Annotated in this window: 14 protein-coding genes; 8 read left to right on the top strand and 6 right to left on the bottom strand. The window is 69.2% G+C overall.

The genetic code is table 11. The features are described 5' to 3' along the window. Window positions 1–36 precede the first annotated feature (36 nt). From HRJ34_RS10075 to HRJ34_RS10065, 3 genes are read left to right on the top strand one after another with little or no spacing between them, the layout of a single operon-like run. On the top strand, window positions 37–441 hold the full coding sequence (locus tag HRJ34_RS10075) for a GlcG/HbpS family heme-binding protein (protein ID WP_226948550.1): 405 nt from the start codon (window positions 37–39) through the stop codon (window positions 439–441). A gap of 8 nt (window positions 442–449) precedes the next feature. Beyond that, on the top strand, window positions 450–1607 hold the full coding sequence (locus HRJ34_RS10070; RefSeq protein ID WP_208633990.1) for an LLM class flavin-dependent oxidoreductase: 1158 nt from the start codon (window positions 450–452) through the stop codon (window positions 1605–1607). Then, on the top strand, window positions 1604–2356 hold the full coding sequence (locus HRJ34_RS10065) for an SDR family NAD(P)-dependent oxidoreductase (RefSeq protein ID WP_208633989.1): 753 nt from the start codon (window positions 1604–1606) through the stop codon (window positions 2354–2356). The genes HRJ34_RS10070 and HRJ34_RS10065 overlap by 4 nt, the downstream gene beginning before the upstream one ends. A gap of 28 nt (window positions 2357–2384) precedes the next feature. On the opposite strand, the gene pcaF is transcribed toward HRJ34_RS10065, so the two are convergent. The 3 genes from pcaF to HRJ34_RS10050 are packed head-to-tail and all read right to left on the bottom strand — an operon-like array spanning window position 2385 to window position 4948. Then, window positions 2385–3593, bottom strand: a complete 1209-nt coding sequence (gene pcaF, locus HRJ34_RS10060; RefSeq protein ID WP_208633988.1) for a 3-oxoadipyl-CoA thiolase — start codon at window positions 3591–3593, stop codon at window positions 2385–2387. Between the two features lie 25 nt (window positions 3594–3618). Beyond that, on the bottom strand, window positions 3619–4257 hold the full coding sequence (locus HRJ34_RS10055; RefSeq protein WP_208633987.1) for a 3-oxoacid CoA-transferase subunit B: 639 nt from the start codon (window positions 4255–4257) through the stop codon (window positions 3619–3621). Window positions 4258–4270: 13 nt separating this feature from the next. Beyond that, the gene (locus HRJ34_RS10050) at window positions 4271–4948 is read right to left on the bottom strand and encodes a 3-oxoacid CoA-transferase subunit A (RefSeq protein ID WP_012050516.1); all 678 of its coding nucleotides are present in this window, start codon (window positions 4946–4948) and stop codon (window positions 4271–4273) included. A 109-nt stretch (window positions 4949–5057) separates the two neighbouring features. On the opposite strand from HRJ34_RS10050, the gene HRJ34_RS10045 reads away from it, so the two are divergent. Then, a complete protein-coding gene (locus tag HRJ34_RS10045) occupies window positions 5058–5840 on the top strand; it encodes an IclR family transcriptional regulator domain-containing protein (protein WP_208633986.1) in 783 nt (260 codons plus the stop codon). A 3-nt stretch (window positions 5841–5843) separates the two neighbouring features. Here the strand turns inward: HRJ34_RS10045 and HRJ34_RS10040 are convergent, their stop codons facing one another. Continuing rightward, window positions 5844–6038, bottom strand: coding sequence for a YbdD/YjiX family protein (locus HRJ34_RS10040; RefSeq protein WP_029992532.1), 195 nt, complete (start codon window positions 6036–6038; stop codon window positions 5844–5846). Next, on the bottom strand, window positions 6035–8089 hold the full coding sequence (locus tag HRJ34_RS10035) for a carbon starvation CstA family protein (protein WP_016744303.1): 2055 nt from the start codon (window positions 8087–8089) through the stop codon (window positions 6035–6037). The genes HRJ34_RS10040 and HRJ34_RS10035 overlap by 4 nt, the downstream gene beginning before the upstream one ends. A gap of 374 nt (window positions 8090–8463) precedes the next feature. Here HRJ34_RS10035 and HRJ34_RS10030 point away from each other — a divergent pair, with 374 nt between their 5' ends. Further along, window positions 8464–9168 (top strand): response regulator, encoded by a 705-nt coding sequence (locus HRJ34_RS10030; protein ID WP_016744304.1) that lies wholly within the window; start codon window positions 8464–8466, stop codon window positions 9166–9168. Window positions 9169–9222: 54 nt separating this feature from the next. After that, on the top strand, window positions 9223–12867 hold the full coding sequence (locus HRJ34_RS10025) for a hydantoinase B/oxoprolinase family protein (protein ID WP_226949127.1): 3645 nt from the start codon (window positions 9223–9225) through the stop codon (window positions 12865–12867). Between the two features lie 29 nt (window positions 12868–12896). Here the strand turns inward: HRJ34_RS10025 and pdxR are convergent, their stop codons facing one another. Beyond that, the gene (pdxR, locus tag HRJ34_RS10020; protein ID WP_208633985.1) at window positions 12897–14300 is read right to left on the bottom strand and encodes a MocR-like pyridoxine biosynthesis transcription factor PdxR; all 1404 of its coding nucleotides are present in this window, start codon (window positions 14298–14300) and stop codon (window positions 12897–12899) included. Window positions 14301–14446: 146 nt separating this feature from the next. On the opposite strand from pdxR, the gene HRJ34_RS10015 reads away from it, so the two are divergent. Both HRJ34_RS10015 and HRJ34_RS10010 read left to right on the top strand, forming a co-directional pair. Next, entirely contained in the window at window positions 14447–15310 is an 864-nt protein-coding gene (locus tag HRJ34_RS10015) for a cytochrome b/b6 domain-containing protein (RefSeq protein ID WP_208633984.1), read from the top strand. Beyond that, the gene (locus HRJ34_RS10010; RefSeq protein ID WP_202944606.1) at window positions 15307–16071 is read left to right on the top strand and encodes a molybdopterin-dependent oxidoreductase; all 765 of its coding nucleotides are present in this window, start codon (window positions 15307–15309) and stop codon (window positions 16069–16071) included. Before HRJ34_RS10015 ends, HRJ34_RS10010 begins: the two co-directional genes overlap by 4 nt. The last annotated feature ends 35 nt before the right edge of the window (window positions 16072–16106 follow it).

Raw genomic sequence — 16106 nt, 5'->3', positions numbered from 1 at the left:
GCCACCCCCAAGATCAACGCCCCCAGGGAGAAGAAGATGTCGCTGAGTTTCGCAACCGCCCAGAAGATCGTCACCGATGCCGTCGAGACGGCGGGCAGCCAGGGCGTCGGCGTCGCGGTCGTGGTCGTCGATCGCGGCGGCCGGGTCGTCGCCTCGGCCCGCGCGGACGGCGTCGGCTACATCAACCTCGACGTCGCCGAGCGCAAGGCGGTGGCATCGGCCAATTTCGGCGCGCCGACGCTGGGCGTGCTGGAAATGGCCAAGGGCGATGCGGCACTCTACGCCTCGGTGATCGGCGACGCTTCGCTGTCGATCCTGCCCGGCGGGATGCCGATCATGATCGAGGGGCAGCCGGCGGGCGCGGTCGGCATCGCCGGCGGCCATTATTCGCAGGACCATGCGATCGCCGAGACGGTGGTCGGCCGGCTCGCGCACGACTGAGCGGCGTGATGACCGAGCCGAAACCCCGCCTGGACTGCTCGGCCACCGGGCCGCTGTTCGGCGCCAACGCCATGAAGCTCGGCGTGTTCGGGCTGAACGTCGCGAGCGCCGGGGCACTCACCACCTCGCCGGACCGGCATCGGATCAGCTGGGACCAGAATGTGCGGCTGGCGCGCATGGCCGAGGATGCCGGCTTCGAGGCGGTGGTGCCCTTCGCCCGCTGGCGCGGCTTCGGGGGCGAGACCAACCCCTGGGGCGAGAGCTTCGAGACCTTCACCTGGGCGGCCGGGCTCGCCGCCGCGACGCGCCGCATCGCGCTGGTCGCGACGGTCAACATGATGACGATGTCGCCGGTCGCCGCCGCCAAGCAGCTGTCGACGATCGATCACATCTCCCACGGCCGCGCGGTGCTCAACGTCGTCGCCGGCTGGATGGAGATCGAGATGCGGATGTTCGGCGTCGGCGCGCTCGGCCATGACGATCGCTATGCGCAGGGCGCCGAATGGATGGAGGCGCTCTACCGCTTGTGGACGGCGGAGGAGCCGTTCGACCTGCGCGGTCGCTACATCACCGTCGAGGGCGGGTTGCAGCAGCCCGGCAACGTGCAGCTTCCGCGCCCGCCGGTGATGAACGCGGCCTTCTCGCCGACCGGGCACGCCTTCGCCGCGCGCTGGGCCGACATCGCCTTCATCTCCCCCAATCCCGACAGGCCCGAAAGCGCTGTCGAGCAGGTGCGGGCGCTGCGCGCCATGGCCGACGAGCGGGGCCGCGACATGCAGATATGGGTCGCGACCAGCGTCGCCGGCGCGCCGACGGCCGAGGCCGCGCGCGCCTATGTCGCGCAGTATAGCGGCCCCGAGATGGATGTCGGCGCGGTCGAGAATTTCACCCGGCTGATGATGGGCGGCACCGCCATGCCCGAGGACCAGCGCGCGGCGATGCTGCGCCATGTCGCCGCGCATATCGGCGGATTTCCGCTGGTCGGCTCCTATCGGGACATCGCCGACAGGATCGGCCTGCTGGCCGGGGCGGGCGTCGACGGCCTGTGCCTGACCTGGATGGACTATGAGCGCGGCCTGCCCGACTTCATCGCCAATATCCTGCCGCTGATCGAGAAGGCCGGGCTGCGCCGGCCCTTCGTGGACGGGGCCGGGCCGGCGGCATGACGCGGTTCGAGGACAAGGTCGTCGTCATCACCGGCGGGCTGGGCGGCATCGGGCTGGAGGCGTGCGAGCGCTTCGCGGCGGGCGGCGCCCGGGTCGTCGCGGTCGACCGCCGCAGGGATGTGGGCGGCCGGATCGCGCAGGGCTTCCGCGAACGCGGGCTCGACGTGCGCTGCCGCGTCGCCGACGTCACCAGCGCGGTGCAGGTCGCGACCCTCGGCCAGCATGTCCGGTCGGCCTATGGCCGCGCGGACATCCTGGTCAACAATGCCGGGATGCTGAGCTTCGCCCCAATCGTCGGCGCCGATGCCAATGAATGGGATCGTGTCCAGAAGGTGAATTGCAAGTCCGCCTTCCTGATGATCCGGACCTTCGCGCCGCTGATGGCGGGGAAGGGGGCGATCATCAACATCTCCTCCTCGGCCGGGCTGAAGCCGACCGCGAACACCGCCGCCTATTCGATCGCCAAGGCGGGGCTGCTGATGCTGACCCAGATCGCGGCGATGGAACTGGGGCCGGGCATCCGGGTCAACGCGATCGCCCCCGGCCCGCTCGATACCGACATGCCCCACAGCTATCTGAAGGGGCATCCGCACAAGGACCAGATCATGGAGCACATGATCGAGCGGACGATCGTCAAGCGGCTCGGCCAGCCGGGCGAGATCGCCGAGGTCGTCGCCTTCCTGGCGAGCGACGCGGCCTCCTACATCAACGGCGCGACCATCACGGCGGACGGCGGCTTCATGAGCTGACCGGCGCAGGCCGGGCCGGACGCTGGGCTCAAACCCGCTCGACCGCGAGGGCGAGGCCCATGCCGACCCCGACGCACAGCGTCGCGAGGCCCAGCCTGCCGCCGGTCCGTTCGAGCTGGTGGACCAGCGTCGCCGCCAGCCGCGCGCCCGACATGCCGAGCGGATGGCCGAGCGCGATCGCGCCGCCGTTCGGATTCACCTGCGGCGCGTCGTCGGGCAGGCCCAGCCCGCGCAGCACGGCGAGCGACTGGCTGGCGAAGGCCTCGTTGAGCTCGATCGCGTCGAACGCCTCGATCGACAGGCCGAGCCGGGCGAGCAGCTTTTGCGTCGCCGGCACCGGGCCGATCCCCATCACGCGCGGGTCGACGCCGGCCGACGCCATGCCCAATATCCGGGCGCGCGGGGTGAGGCCCGCCGCGCGGGCGGCGGCCTCGCCGGCGACGATCATCGCCGCCGCGCCGTCGTTGATCCCCGAGGCGTTGCCCGCCGTCACCGTGCCGGCCGGGCCGAACAGCGGCTTGAGCTTGGCGAGCGTGTCCAGCGTGGTGTCGGCGCGGGGGTGCTCGTCGGTGTCGACCTGCGACGTCTCGCCGCGGCGCCTGCCGGGCACGGTGACGGCAATGATCTCCTCGGCGAGGAAGCCGTTGGCCTGCGCCGCCACGGCGCGCTGCTGGCTGCGCAGCGCGAAGGCGTCCTGGTCGGCGCGGCTGATGCCGTGATCCTCGGCCAGGTTCTCGGCGGTGCGCGGCATCGTCTCGGTGCCGTGCAGCGCATCGAGCGCGGGGTTGACGAAGCGCCAGCCCATCGTCGTGTCCTCGAGCTTCTGGTCGCGCCCGAACGCGCCGCCGGCCTTGCCGATGACGAGCGGCGCGCGGGTCATGCTCTCGACCCCGCCGGCGACGGCGAGGTCCATCTCGCCGGTGCGGATCGCCCGCGCCGCGGCGCCCACCGCCTCGAGCCCCGACGCGCACAGCCGGTTGAGGGTGACGCCCGGCACCGCCGTCGGCAGGCCGGCGAGCAGCAGGCTCATCCGCGCGACGTTGCGGTTGTCCTCGCCCGACTGGTTGGCGCAGCCGTAGAACACCTCCTCGATCGAAGCGGGGTCGAGGCCGGGATTGCGCTCGATCAGCGCGCGGATCGGCAGCGCGCCGAGATCGTCGGCGCGGATGCCGGAGAGGATGCCGCCATAGCGGCCGATCGGCGTGCGCACCGCGTCGCAGATGAAGGCTTCGGTCATCGGGGATGCTCCTGGCGGGACGGGGTCAGGCGAGCGCCAGCGGCAGGCCGGTCAGCTCGCGCAGCTTCTCGATCGTCAGGCTGTCGACCATCTCGATCACGGTCGCGCCGTCGGGGCCGAGGTCGAACACCGCGAGATCGGTGTAGACGCGCGACACGCAGGCGAGGCCGGTGAGCGGATAGGTGCAGCGCTCGACCAGCTTGCTCGCGCCCTGCTTGGTCAGCAGCTCCATCATCACGAAGGTCTGCTTGGCGCCGATCGCCAGGTCCATCGCGCCGCCGACCGCGGGGATCGCCCCCGGCTCGCCGGTGTGCCAGTTGGCGAGATCGCCGCGGGTCGAGACCTGGAAGGCGCCGAGCACGCAGATGTCGATATGCCCGCCGCGCATCATCGCGAAGCTGTCGGCATGGTGGAAGAAGGCGCCGCCGGCCAGCAGTGTCACCGGCTGCTTGCCGGCGTTGATCAGCTCGGGGTCCTCCTGGCCGGGCTCGGGCGCGGGCCCCATGCCGAGCAGGCCGTTCTCCGACTGGAGGAAGATCTCGCGGTCGACCGGCAGGAAGTTGGCGACCATCGTCGGCAGGCCGATGCCGAGGTTGACATAGGCGCCCTCGGGAATGTCGCGGGCGACGCGGGCGGCGAGTTGTTCGCGGTTGAGGCGGTTCATGCTTGCTCTCCGATCAATGGGCGGCGCCGGGCGCGACCTGGACGACGCGCTGCACGAAGATGCCGGGGGTCACGATCGCTTCGGGATCGAGCGAACCGAGCGGCACGATCTCGGCCACCTGCGCGATCGCGGTTTTCGCCGCCATCGCCATGATCGGGCCGAAGTTGCGGGCGGTCTTGCGGTACACCAGATTGCCCCAGCGGTCCGCCCGCTGCGCCTTGATCAGCGCGAAATCGGCGTGGATCGGATATTCGAGCACATAGTCCTTGCCGTCGATCCGCCGCGTCTCCTTGCCCTCGGCGAGCAGGGTGCCGAAGCCGGTCGGGGTGAAGATCGCGCCGAGGCCGGCGCCCGCCGCCTGGATGCGCGCGGCGAGGTTGCCCTGCGGCACCAGCTCCAGCTCGATCTCCCCGGCGCGGTAGCGCGCGTCGAAATGGTGCGAGTCCGCCTGGCGGGGGAAGGAGCAGATCACCTTGCGCACCCGCCCGGCCTTGATCAGCGCCGCGAGGCCCGTCTCGCCATTGCCGGCATTGTTGCTGATGATCGTCAGCCCGCCGACGTTGCGGGCGATCAGCGCGTCGATCAGCTCGTCGGGCATGCCGGCGGTGCCGAAGCCGCCGACCATCACCGACGCCCCGTCGAAGATGTCCGCGACCGCCTGGTCGATACTGGCAAATCCCTTGTCGATCATCGCACCCTTCCCGCCAATCTCCGGTCCTCTTGGTCTCGGCCCGCCATGGCGCTTGAGTCAACCGATAAAAGGATTATAGTCCGATAATCGGTTATTTTTAGGGGCGGGCATGGCGGACGAAGAGGTGAGCGCGGACAAGGACCCCGAATTCATGACCTCGCTGGCGCGCGGGCTGGCGGTGATTCGCTGCTTCGCCGAGCGGCGCGAGCCGCTGACCATCGCCCAGGCCGCGCAGGAGACCGGCTTCAGCCGGCCGGCGGTGCGACGATGCCTGCACACCTTGGTCTGCCTGGGCTATGCGGCGCGGATCGGGCACCGCTATGCGCTCCAGCCCAAGGCGCTCGCGCTCGGCTATGCCTATCTGTCGTCGAGCCCGCTGGCGTCGCGGGCGCAGCCGATGCTCGACGCGCTGCGCGACGAGATCGGCGAATCCTGCTCGCTCGGCGTCTGCGAGGAGGAGCAGGTCTATTATATCGCGCGGGCGGAAAGCTCGCGGATCATGTCGATCGCGTTGCGGGCGGGGAGCCGGCTTCCGCTCTATCCGACGTCGATGGGCCGCATCCTCCTCGCCGCCCGGACCCGCGGCGAGCAGGAGGCGTATCTGCGCGGCACCCCGCTGGTCGCGCTGACCGACAGGACCGAAACCGACGTCGGCGCGCTGCTGGCGATCCTCGCCGAGACGGCCGAGCGCGGCCATGCGATCGTCGACCAGGAACTGGAGGTCGGGCTGCGCTCGGTCGCGGTGCCGGTCCACCAGGGCGGCCGGGTCGTCGCTGCGCTCAACATCGGGACGCAGGCGAGCCGCGTGTCGATGGCCGAGCTGCGGTCGCGCCTTCTGCCCGCGCTCCGGCGGGTCGCCACCGACCTCAGCCGGGCGGGGTTGTTCGGATAGGGTTCAGCAGCAGCGGCCGCCGCCCTTTCCGCCGTAGCGCGCCTGCTGCCGGTCGCGGAAGAAGCTGCGATAGTCCATCGGCTCGCGGTCGGGGTGCTCGGCGGCCATGTGCGCCAGATAGGCGTCGTAGCTCGGCAGGCCGACCATCGCCTGCATCATCCGGCGCGCGGCGCGGAAGGGGCGGAGCCAGTGGCTCATGCCGCCACCGCCGTCTCGTGCGCGCTCGGCGCGTCGCGGCGCAGCGCGTCGAGGCAGGCGCGGATCGCCAGCAGCAGGATGCTGACGACGACCAGCAGGAACAGCAGGCACAGCGCCGCGTCGACCATGTCGTTGAAGATGATCCGCTGCATGTCGGCCATCGACTTGGCCGGGGCGAGCACCGTGCCATCGGCGGCGGCGGCGCGGAACTTCGCGGCATGGGCGAGGAAGCCGACGCGCGGATCGGCCGAGAAGATCTTGAGCAGCCCGGCGGTGCCGGTGCAGAGCACCAGCCAGGCGGCGGGCGCCATCGCCACCCAGGCCATCCTCTGGCGCTTCATCCGGAACAGCACGACCGTGCCGAGCATCAGCGCGACCGCGGCGAGCATCTGGTTCGAGATGCCGAACAGCGGCCACAGCGTGTTCACGCCGCCGAGCGGATCGGTGACGCCCTGGTAGAGGAAGAAGCCCCAGGCCGCGACGCAGAGGGCCGTCGCGAGCGCATTGGCGGCGAGCGACTGGGTGTCCTTGAGGCGCGGCGAGACGAGGCCGAGCAGGTCCTGCAGCATGAAGCGGCCGGCACGGGTGCCGGCGTCGACGGCGGTCAGGATGAACAGCGCTTCGAACAGGATCGCGAAATGATACCAGAAGGCCATCATCGCCTTGCCGCCGACGACATGGCTGAAGATCTGCGCCATCGCGACGGCGAGGGTCGGCGCGCCGCCCGCGCGGGAGATGATGCTATGCTCGCCGACGTCGCGCGCGGTCTGGGCGATGGTCGCGGCGTCGATCGGGAAGCCCATGGCCGTCACCGCCGCCGCGGCGCTGTCGGGCGTCGTGCCGAGCAGGGCGGTGGGCGCGTTCATCGTGAAATAGACGCCGGGATCGAGGATCGAGGCGGCGACCAGCGCCATGATCGCGACGAAGCTCTCGGCCAGCATCGCGCCATAGCCGATGATGCGCGCGTCGCCCTCCGACGCGATCAGCTTCGGCGTCGTGCCGCTGGCGATCAGCGCATGGAAGCCGGAGACGGCGCCGCAGGCGATGGTGATGAACAGGAAGGGGAAGAGCGCGCCCGACCAGACCGGACCCGATCCGTCGACGAAGCGGGTGAGCGCGGGCATGCGCAACTCGGGCTGCATGATCGCGATGCCGATCGCGAGGGCGACGATCGCGCCGATCTTGAGGAAGGTCGACAGATAGTCGCGCGGCGCGAGCAGCAGCCACACTGGCAGCATCGCGGCGACCGCGCCATAGCCGATCAGGATCCAGCAGAGCTGCACCGCCGAGAAGGTGAACAGCGCGGCGGTCGCGGGGTTCTCCGCGATCGTCTGGCCGTAGACGATGGCGAGGATCAGCCCGACCAGGCCCAGCACCGACACCTCGCCGATCCGCCCCGGCCGAAGCCAGCGGGTATAGACGCCCATCAGGATCGCGAGCGGCACCGTCGCGGCGACGGTGAACATGCCCCAGGGACTGTCGGCGAGCGCGCGTACGACGATCAGCGCCAGCACCGCGAGGATGATGACCATGATCATGAAGGCGCCGACCAGCGCGATCGTGCCCGCGAGCGGCCCCATCTCCAGCCGGATCAGCTCGCCGAACGAGCGGCCGTCGCGGCGCATCGATATGAACAGCACGAGGAAATCCTGCACCGCGCCCGCGAGGACGACGCCCGCCAGCAGCCACAGCATCCCCGGCAGATAGCCCATCTGCGCGGCGAGGACGGGACCGACCAGCGGGCCCGCCCCGGCGATCGCGGCGAAGTGGTGGCCGAACAGCACGGTCCGGTCGGTCGGCACGAAATCGAGCCCGTCGGCATGGCGGACGGCCGGCGTCGCCCGCGCCGGATCGAGCCCGACGACGCTGCGCGCCAGATAGAGGCTGTAGTAGCGATAGGCGATCAGATAGACCGACAGCGCCGCGACGACGAGCCACAGCGCGTTGACCTGCTCGCCGCGCTGGATCGCCATGCCGCCGGCGGCGAGCGCCCCGAGGCCGGCCACTCCGATCCAGGGGAGGTGGCGGGCGATGCTGCGCGACGACGTCATGATCTGGTGGCCCCTCCGAAAAGCTGTCGCGCCTGCCTATCGCCCCTGCTTCGGTCCTGTCCACCATTTGCGGGCGAGGCGGGGAGCGTTTCGGCGACTCCCGGATTTTACGGAGGATCGCCGGCCGTTCGAATGCGTTTACAGTGCCGGCGGGGCTGGAGGCCGGATGGCCGTCGGTCGCACCGTCCAGTGGGGGAACGGTGCGAGGCGTAGACGACGGCGTCGTCATCTGGATCGATCAGGACGGCCGGTCGCGCCGTGGGGAGCGTCGCGCCGCATCGTCCGCCGTCGGCCATGGGCCGTCGATCGTCGATAGCCGGTCCCGCGCTCCCGGAGAGCCGGGAGCCCGTGGCAATGGATGGATCGGGGCTGATATGTCTGTCATCACGAGTTTCGACCTGCCTTCGGCGGGCAACAGGAAAAGCGGTCACCCCCTGCTGGTCGTCGATGACGAGCCGGCGTTCGGCGGGATCGTGAAGGCGCTGCTTGCGGGCAGCGGCCATGCGGTCGACGTTGCGCCCGATGCGCCCGCCGCCTTCCAGGCGGTGCGTCTCCGGCAATATTCGCTGATCCTGATGGATATCGAGATGGCCGGGATCACCGGCCTGCGCGGGATCGTGCCGATCCGGCAGACCGCCGACTGGACCAAGCAGGTGCCGATCATCGCCTTCACCGCGCATCGGCCGCCGCGCGGCGAGCGCTATTTCCTCGAACATGATTTCGATGGCTGGCTGCCCAAGCCGTTCACCGCGACCGACCTGCACGGCCTGCTGCGGCGCTGGCTGCCGCTCGACGCGATCGACGAAGGTGCGGCGACGCGCGAGGGGCTTGAGCAGATCATGGGCCGGGAGCCGATGGAGGCGATGATCGCCCGGTTGCGCTACAGCTTCGCCCAGGCGATCGCGGCGATCGACGCGGGGGCCGATCCGGCGCCCTATGGTCACAGGCTGGGCGGGTTGAGCGGCACCTTGGGGCTGCCGGTGCTCGGCGCGGCCTGGCTGGCGCTGGCGGGCGGGCATGCCAAGGTCTGGGACACGGTGCGGCGGCTCACCCTCGAATGGATGGGCGTGTCGGAATGACCTCCGTGACAGCTTGTCCTTGAAAATCGTCGCGATCGGGATCAGCCAGCCCTGATGAGTTCCGGGTTGGGTGAAGCGATGCGTGACGAAGCAACGGGGGCCGGCTGGCATTTCTGGATCGATCGGGGCGGCACTTTCACCGATATCGTGGCGCTGTCGCCCGATCGCCGGACCGTGACGCGCAAGCTGCTGTCGTCGCACCCCGAGCGCTATGCCGACGCGGCGATCCAGGGCATTCGCGACCTGCTCGGCCTCGCCGCCGCCGATCCGATCCCGGCGGACCGGATCGCCAGCGTGAAGATGGGCACCACCGTCGCCACCAACGCCCTGCTCGAACGGCAGGGCGAGGCGGTCGCGCTGGTCACCACGCTCGGCTTCCGCGACATGCTGCGCATCGGCTATCAGAACCGGCCCCGGCTGTTCGACCGCCATATCGTCCTGCCCGACCGGCTCGAACGGCGCGTGATCGAGGCGCGCGAGCGGATCGATGCCGAGGGGCGCGTGCTGCTGCCGCTCGACGTCGACCATGTCGAGGCGGAACTGCGCGGCGCCTTCGCGGCGGGCTGCACCGCCGTCGCGATCGTGCTGATGCACGGCTATCGCTTTCCCGCGCATGAGGACCGGATCGCCGGGATCGCGCGCGGCATCGGCTTCACCCAGATATCGGTGAGCAGCCGGGTCAGCCCGCTGATGAAGATCGTCAGCCGTGGGGACACCACGCTGGTCGACGCCTATCTGTCGCCGGTGCTCGGTCGCTATGTGGCCCAGGTGGCGGAGGCGCTGGGCGACGGCGTCCCGCTCGCCTTCATGCAGTCCAATGGCGGGCTGATCGGGGCGGAGCGCTTCCGAGGGCGCGACGCGATCCTGTCGGGGCCGGCGGGCGGCATCGTCGGCATGGTCCGCACCGCCGAGGCCGCCGGCTTCGGTAAGGTGATCGGCTTCGACATGGGCGGCACCTCGACCGACGTGTCGCACTATGCCGGGAATTACGAACGGACGCTGGAGACCGTCGTCGCCGGTGTCCGGCTGCGCGTGCCGATGATGAGCATCGACACGATCGCGGCGGGCGGCGGATCGATCTGCCGCTTCGACGGGACCCGGCTGCGCGTCGGCCCCGAATCCGCCGGGGCCGATCCGGGGCCGGCCTGCTATCGCCGGGGCGGGCCGCTGACGATCACCGACTGCAACGTGCTGCTCGGCAAGCTCCAGCCCGACGTCTTTCCGAAGCTGTTCGGGCCGGACGGGAACCAGCCGATCGACGCCGCGATCGTCCGTCGGACGTTCGAGGCGCTGGCCGACGAGGTCGCTGCCGCCGGCCTGCCGCCGACCACGCCCGAGGCGCTGGCCGAGGGGTTCCTGGCGATCGCGGTCGAGGGCATGGCCAATGCGATCAAGAAGATATCGGTCGCGCGCGGGCATGACGTCGGCGACTATGTCCTCGCCTGTTTCGGTGGAGCGGCGGGCCAGCATGCCTGTCTCGTCGCCGATGCGCTGGGCATGGGCCATGTCATGATCCACCCGCTCGCCGGGGTGCTGTCGGCCTATGGCATCGGCCTCGCCGACCAGCGCATCCTGCGCCATCGCGCGGTCGAGGCGGCGCTGGGGGCAGCGGCGCTGGCGGAGGCCGCGGTGCTGATGGACGCGCTGGAGGGCGAATGCCGCGCGCAGGTCGTGACCGACGGCTTCGATCCCGGCGGCGCGCGCTTCCGCCGCAGCCTGCTGGTCCGCTACCAGGGGACCGATACCGGCATCGAGATCGACGAGGCCGACGAGGCGACGATCCGCCGCCTGTTCGAGGAACGCTATCGGCAGCGCTTCAGCTTCGCGATGCCGGACGTGCCGCTGATCGTCGAATCGGTCGCGGTCGAGCTGGTCGTGCCCGCGATCCGGCCCGAACCTGCCGCGGGTAGCGCCGCGCCGCCGCCCGAGACGGAGCGGCGGCAGGCTCGCCTGTTCGCGAACGGCATCGGGCACGACGCGCCGGTGCTGGCGCGCGAGACGCTGGCGCCGGGCCGGTCGATCGCCGGGCCGGCGATCATCCACGACAGCACCGCGACGGTGGTGGTCGAGCCGGGCTGGTCGGCGCGGACGACCGAGGCGGGCGATCTGATCCTCAGCCGCGTCGCGCCGCGCGAGCAGAGGGCAGGTGCCGACGGCACGATGCTCGATCCGGTCCGGCTGGAGATCTTCAACAACCTGTTCATGGCGATCGCCGAGCAGATGGGGCAGGCGCTCCAGAACAGTGCCCTGTCGGTCAACATCAAGGAAAGGCTCGACTTCTCCTGCGCGCTGTTCGACGGCGGCGGCGCGCTGGTCGCCAATGCGCCGCACATGCCGGTGCATCTCGGATCGATGGGGGACAGCGTGCGCGCGGTGCGCGACGCGGCGCGCGGTTCGCCGCGCGGGCTGCGCCCCGGCGACGCCTATCTGATCAACAATCCCTATAATGGCGGCACCCATCTGCCCGACCTGACGGTCGTGATGCCGGTGTTCGACGATGACGGCCGCTGCTCCTTCTACGTCGCTGCGCGGGGCCATCATGCCGACATCGGCGGGCGCACGCCGGGATCGATGCCGCCCGACAGCCGCACGCTCGACGAGGAGGGGGTGCTGTTCGACGCCTTCCCGCTGGTCGAGGACGGGCGTCTGCGCGAGGCCGAGTTTCGCGCGAAGCTCGCCGCCGGGCCCTGGCCGGCGCGCGATCCCGACCGCAACGTCGGTGACATCCGCGCCCAGATCGCCGCCTGCGCGCGCGGCGCCGACGAGATCCGCAAGATGGTCGCCCATTATGGGCGCGACACCGTCACCGCCTATATGCGCCATGTGCAGGACAATGCGGCCGAGGCGGTGCGCCGCGTGCTCGACCGGATCGGCGACGGCGCCTTCGCCTATGAACTGGACGACGGATCGCGCATCGCGGTGGCGATCCGGGTCGATCGCGCGGCGCGGCGGGCGGTGATCGACTTCACCGGCACCAGCGCGCAGCAGGCGAGCAACTTCAACGCGCCGCCGTCGATCTGCCGCGCGGCGGTGCTCTACGTGATGCGCACGCTGGTCGACGAGGACATGCCGATGAACGACGGCTGCCTCGAGCCGATCGACATCGTCATCCCCGAGGGATCGATGCTGCGCCCGGCTTGGCCGGCGGCGGTGGTCGCGGGCAATGTCGAGACCAGCCAGGTGATCACCGACGCGCTCTACGGCGCGACCGGCACGATGGCGGCCGCGCAGGGGACGATGAACAACTTCACCTTCGGCGACGCGGTCTACCAATATTATGAGACGATCGGCGGCGGCAGCGGGGCGGGGCCGGATTTCGACGGAACCGCGGCGGTGCAGACGCACATGACCAACAGCCGGCTGACCGATCCGGAAGTGCTCGAATGGCGCTTCCCGGTGCTGCTGGAGGCGTTCGAGGTCCGCCGGGGATCGGGCGGGGCCGGCCGCCATCGCGGCGGCGACGGCATCCACCGCCGCATCCGCTTCCGCCAGCCGATGACCGCGACGATCCTGTCCAACCGCCGCCGGGTCGCGCCCTTCGGCCTCGACGGCGGGGAAGCCGGCGAGGCCGGACGCAACCATGTGCGGCGCGCGGACGGCACGGTCGAGGCGGTCGGGTCGACCGAGAGCGTCGAGATGCGGGAGGGCGACGTGTTCGTGATCGACACGCCGGGCGGCGGGGGCTTCGGCCGGCCATGACGATGCAGGTATAGGGTCGCCCGGGTCCGTCAGATCGGTCGTCGATCGGCGACCAGCGACCTCAGCTTCCCCACATTGTCCTCCAGCATGTGGGGCATGCAGTTCGTCACGCAGAGCAGCAAGCCGCGACGGGCGCCGGCCCGATCCCCATACCATGCCGATAAGGGGGCCGGGGCGAGCCGATGACGATAGGCGCTTCCGCATATTTCGACGTCGTCGGCGTTTCGATCCAGATCGAGCAAGATCGAAAGACAGCCCCCGGATACCGGATGGAGATCGGCCATCGCGGCAACGAGCATGTCCCGCCGCGATCGATAGAGCTGTTTCATCTTTCTCAGATGCCGCATGAAATGGCCCTCCGTCATGAAGCTCGCGACCAGGTGCTGAAGCAACATGCCGGGTGCGGGGTAGTGGAAGGCGGCGACATTTCCGAAGTGCTCGGCAAGCGCCGGGGGAACCACCACGAAGCCGAGGGCAAGCGACGGGCTGATCGATTTGCTGAACGTGCCGATATGGATCACCCGCCCGCTCCTGTCCGCTGCCGCGAGCGCGGGGGAGGCGCGGCCGTCGAGTTGGAGCTCGCCGAGATAGTCGTCCTCCACGATCCAGGCATCGGCCGATTTCGCCCAGGCCAGGAGCTTCTCCCGGCGTTCGGCGGAAAGCGGCATGCCGAGCGGCGCCTGCTGGCTGGGGGTGACGATGGCGAGCGCGGCATCGGGAGCGAGCGCGATGCCCCTGTCCACATCCAGTCCTTCGGCATCGACGCGAACCGGGACATTGCGAATATTCGCGAGGCCGAGTGCGATGCGGGCGAGGGGGAAGCCCGGCTCCTCCATCCAGGCGACCGTTCCTTCGAGGCCGAGGCCGCGTATGATGAGGCTCAGCCCCGTCCGATAGCCGTTGGTGACGATGATCTGATCGGCATGGGCGTGGATGCCGCGCGCGACCGCCAGATAGGCCGCGACGGCTTCCCGCAGCGCCGGTTCCCCGCGAGGATCGGGGTAGCTCGTCGGGGCGGTGGCATGGCGCCGGGCGCCGCGCGTGCCAAGCCGCGCCCACAGCGTCGTCGGAAAGGCATCCTGCGCCGGCACGCCGATCTGGAAAGGCATGACGGCCTCGGAAAATGTCGGAAAATAATCCCGCATGGGCGGCGCGACGGTCGCGGCCGGGACCGGTGCCTGGGGACTTGGCGCTTTCGCCACGAAGGTGCCGGCCGGGCCGGCCGAAACGATCAACTGATCATCGACAAGTCGTTCCAGAGCGGCACGGACGGTTCCGCGCGATACCCCGAGCTGGGTCGCCAGATCGCGCCATGACGGCAGGCGGGTCCCCGGGGCGATCTGGCCCGATTGCACGGCATCCCGCAGCGTCGCGCTGATCTGTTCCATGAGGAACGAGGGGCTGGACCGGTCGAGCGGGATGTCGAGCCGCACGGTCGATGGTCCAGTCCTTTTTGCCAATTCCGGTCCTGTCCGAGGTCCCCTTCGCGCGACAATAATAGTGGGCGGAAGCGGAAGAAACCAGTCCGTCCGGACCTGATGTGCCCGGTCCGGACGGAAATGCGCGCGGGAGGCGGAGGATGACACGGGAAAATGAAGCTGGGCCGGCTGATCCCGCGATCGGTCGGCAGCCGACGGTCGTCGTCGTCCGGCATTCGCTGGTCGCGAGGCTATGGCATTGGACGACCGCCGGAACGGTCGTCCTGCTGCTCTGGAGCGGCGTCATGATCTTCAACGTCCACCCCCGCCTCTACTGGGGCGATAGCGGCCACAAGGGCGAAGCCGCGATCATGGAGGTCGCGGCCCGCGATCTTTCCCGCACCCCGCTCGAAGTAATCGGAAGGGCGGGAGGATATGAGGTCGATCTGACCGGTTGGCTCGGCTCGGTGTTGGACCTCGGCAGCGCCGGCAAATTTTTCGTCCTCATCGCCCCGTCCGCGGATTTCCAGTTCGGCGCCACGCGCGCGCTGCATTTCCTGGCGGCCGAGGTCCTGATCGCGACCTGGATTTTCTATGTCGTCTATCTCGTGGCGAGCCGTCGTCTCGGACGATGGGTGATATATTCGAAAGACATGTCCCCGTGCATAATATTCGGACAGATAAAATCCTACTTTACCTTCTGGAGGAAGGGCCGGGATACGGAGATGGACTATAATCCGATCCAGAAGATGATCTATATTGCTTTATTTTTTATATTGATACCTGTTGCCATTCTCTCGGGGATGACGATGTCGAACGCCATGACGGCGCGCTTCCCCCTCCTCCTGGATATGTTCGGCGGCCGCCAGTCCGCCCGTACGATCCACTTCATCGCGGCGGGATCATTTGCGCTGTTCGTCGTGGTCCATATCGCGGCGCTGCTCATGGCGGGACCGGTCAATCACATGCGCGCCATCGTCACCGGCCGTTTCCGGATCACTCAGAAGAAAGTCGTCGGACGATGAAACGGATTCTCTCTCGCCGTGTCGTTCTGGGATCGATGGCCGCAGCCGGCGGGTTCTCGTTGCTCGGGCTGGGCGTTCGTGGCTTTCCATTCCCCATTCGCAATCCGCGCGATGCCGGGGAGGCGTTGGCATGGCGCGGCCAGGAAATGCTCCTCGCATCACAACCGCTGGTGCGCGAATATGCATCCGATCAGATTTCACGGGAATTTCCGGTCAACGGCACCATGCCGTCGCATGAGCGCTATCGCCGCCTGCTCGAGACGGGCTTTCGCGACTGGGCGCTGCGGGTGGACGGATTGGTCGCGCGGCCGCTCAGCCTCAGCTTGCCGCAGCTTCGCGCATTGCCCCTCCGTAGCCAGATCACCCAGCATAATTGCGATGAGGGATGGAGCGCGATCGGGCAATGGACCGGAGTGCCGTTGCGCCATATCCTGGCCATGGCGGGACTGAGACCGCAGGCACGCTATGTCGTGTTCCACTGCATGGACGTGATGGATGTGGACAAGCGGCCCTATTATGAGAGCCTCGATCTGCTCAATGCGACGCATCCGCAGACGATCCTTGCCCATGCGATGAACGGACAGGCCCTTGCGCCCGAACATGGCGCCCCCTTGCGTCTGCGGGTGGAGCTTCAGATCGGCTACAAAAATGCCAAATGGCTCGACCGCATCGAAGTGACCGACAGCCTGAACCGCTATGGGAAAGGGCGCGGCGGATGGTGGGAGGATTTCGACAACGCCCCATGGTTTGCCGGGCAATGATGGTTCGGCGACGCCATGGCCAAGCAATGCGGTGA

Source organism: Rhizorhabdus wittichii (assembly GCF_017607425.1).
Taxonomy (GTDB): domain Bacteria; phylum Pseudomonadota; class Alphaproteobacteria; order Sphingomonadales; family Sphingomonadaceae; genus Rhizorhabdus; species Rhizorhabdus wittichii.
The sequence above is the reverse complement of the archived record's forward strand: the minus strand, read 5'-3'. Positions and strand labels throughout refer to the sequence as shown.

Coding starts and splice junctions, on each gene's coding strand:
- HRJ34_RS10075 (WP_226948550.1), top strand. CDS start 37: ATGTCGCTGAGTTTCGCAACCGCCCAGAAGATCGTCACCGATGCCGTC.
- HRJ34_RS10070 (WP_208633990.1), top strand. CDS start 450: ATGACCGAGCCGAAACCCCGCCTGGACTGCTCGGCCACCGGGCCGCTG.
- HRJ34_RS10065 (WP_208633989.1), top strand. CDS start 1,604: ATGACGCGGTTCGAGGACAAGGTCGTCGTCATCACCGGCGGGCTGGGC.
- pcaF (WP_208633988.1), bottom strand. CDS start 3,593: ATGACCGAAGCCTTCATCTGCGACGCGGTGCGCACGCCGATCGGCCGC.
- HRJ34_RS10055 (WP_208633987.1), bottom strand. CDS start 4,257: ATGAACCGCCTCAACCGCGAACAACTCGCCGCCCGCGTCGCCCGCGAC.
- HRJ34_RS10050 (WP_012050516.1), bottom strand. CDS start 4,948: ATGATCGACAAGGGATTTGCCAGTATCGACCAGGCGGTCGCGGACATC.
- HRJ34_RS10045 (WP_208633986.1), top strand. CDS start 5,058: ATGGCGGACGAAGAGGTGAGCGCGGACAAGGACCCCGAATTCATGACC.
- HRJ34_RS10040 (WP_029992532.1), bottom strand. CDS start 6,038: ATGAGCCACTGGCTCCGCCCCTTCCGCGCCGCGCGCCGGATGATGCAG.
- HRJ34_RS10035 (WP_016744303.1), bottom strand. CDS start 8,089: ATGACGTCGTCGCGCAGCATCGCCCGCCACCTCCCCTGGATCGGAGTG.
- HRJ34_RS10030 (WP_016744304.1), top strand. CDS start 8,464: ATGTCTGTCATCACGAGTTTCGACCTGCCTTCGGCGGGCAACAGGAAA.
- HRJ34_RS10025 (WP_226949127.1), top strand. CDS start 9,223: ATGAGTTCCGGGTTGGGTGAAGCGATGCGTGACGAAGCAACGGGGGCC.
- HRJ34_RS10015 (WP_208633984.1), top strand. CDS start 14,447: ATGACACGGGAAAATGAAGCTGGGCCGGCTGATCCCGCGATCGGTCGG.
- HRJ34_RS10010 (WP_202944606.1), top strand. CDS start 15,307: ATGAAACGGATTCTCTCTCGCCGTGTCGTTCTGGGATCGATGGCCGCA.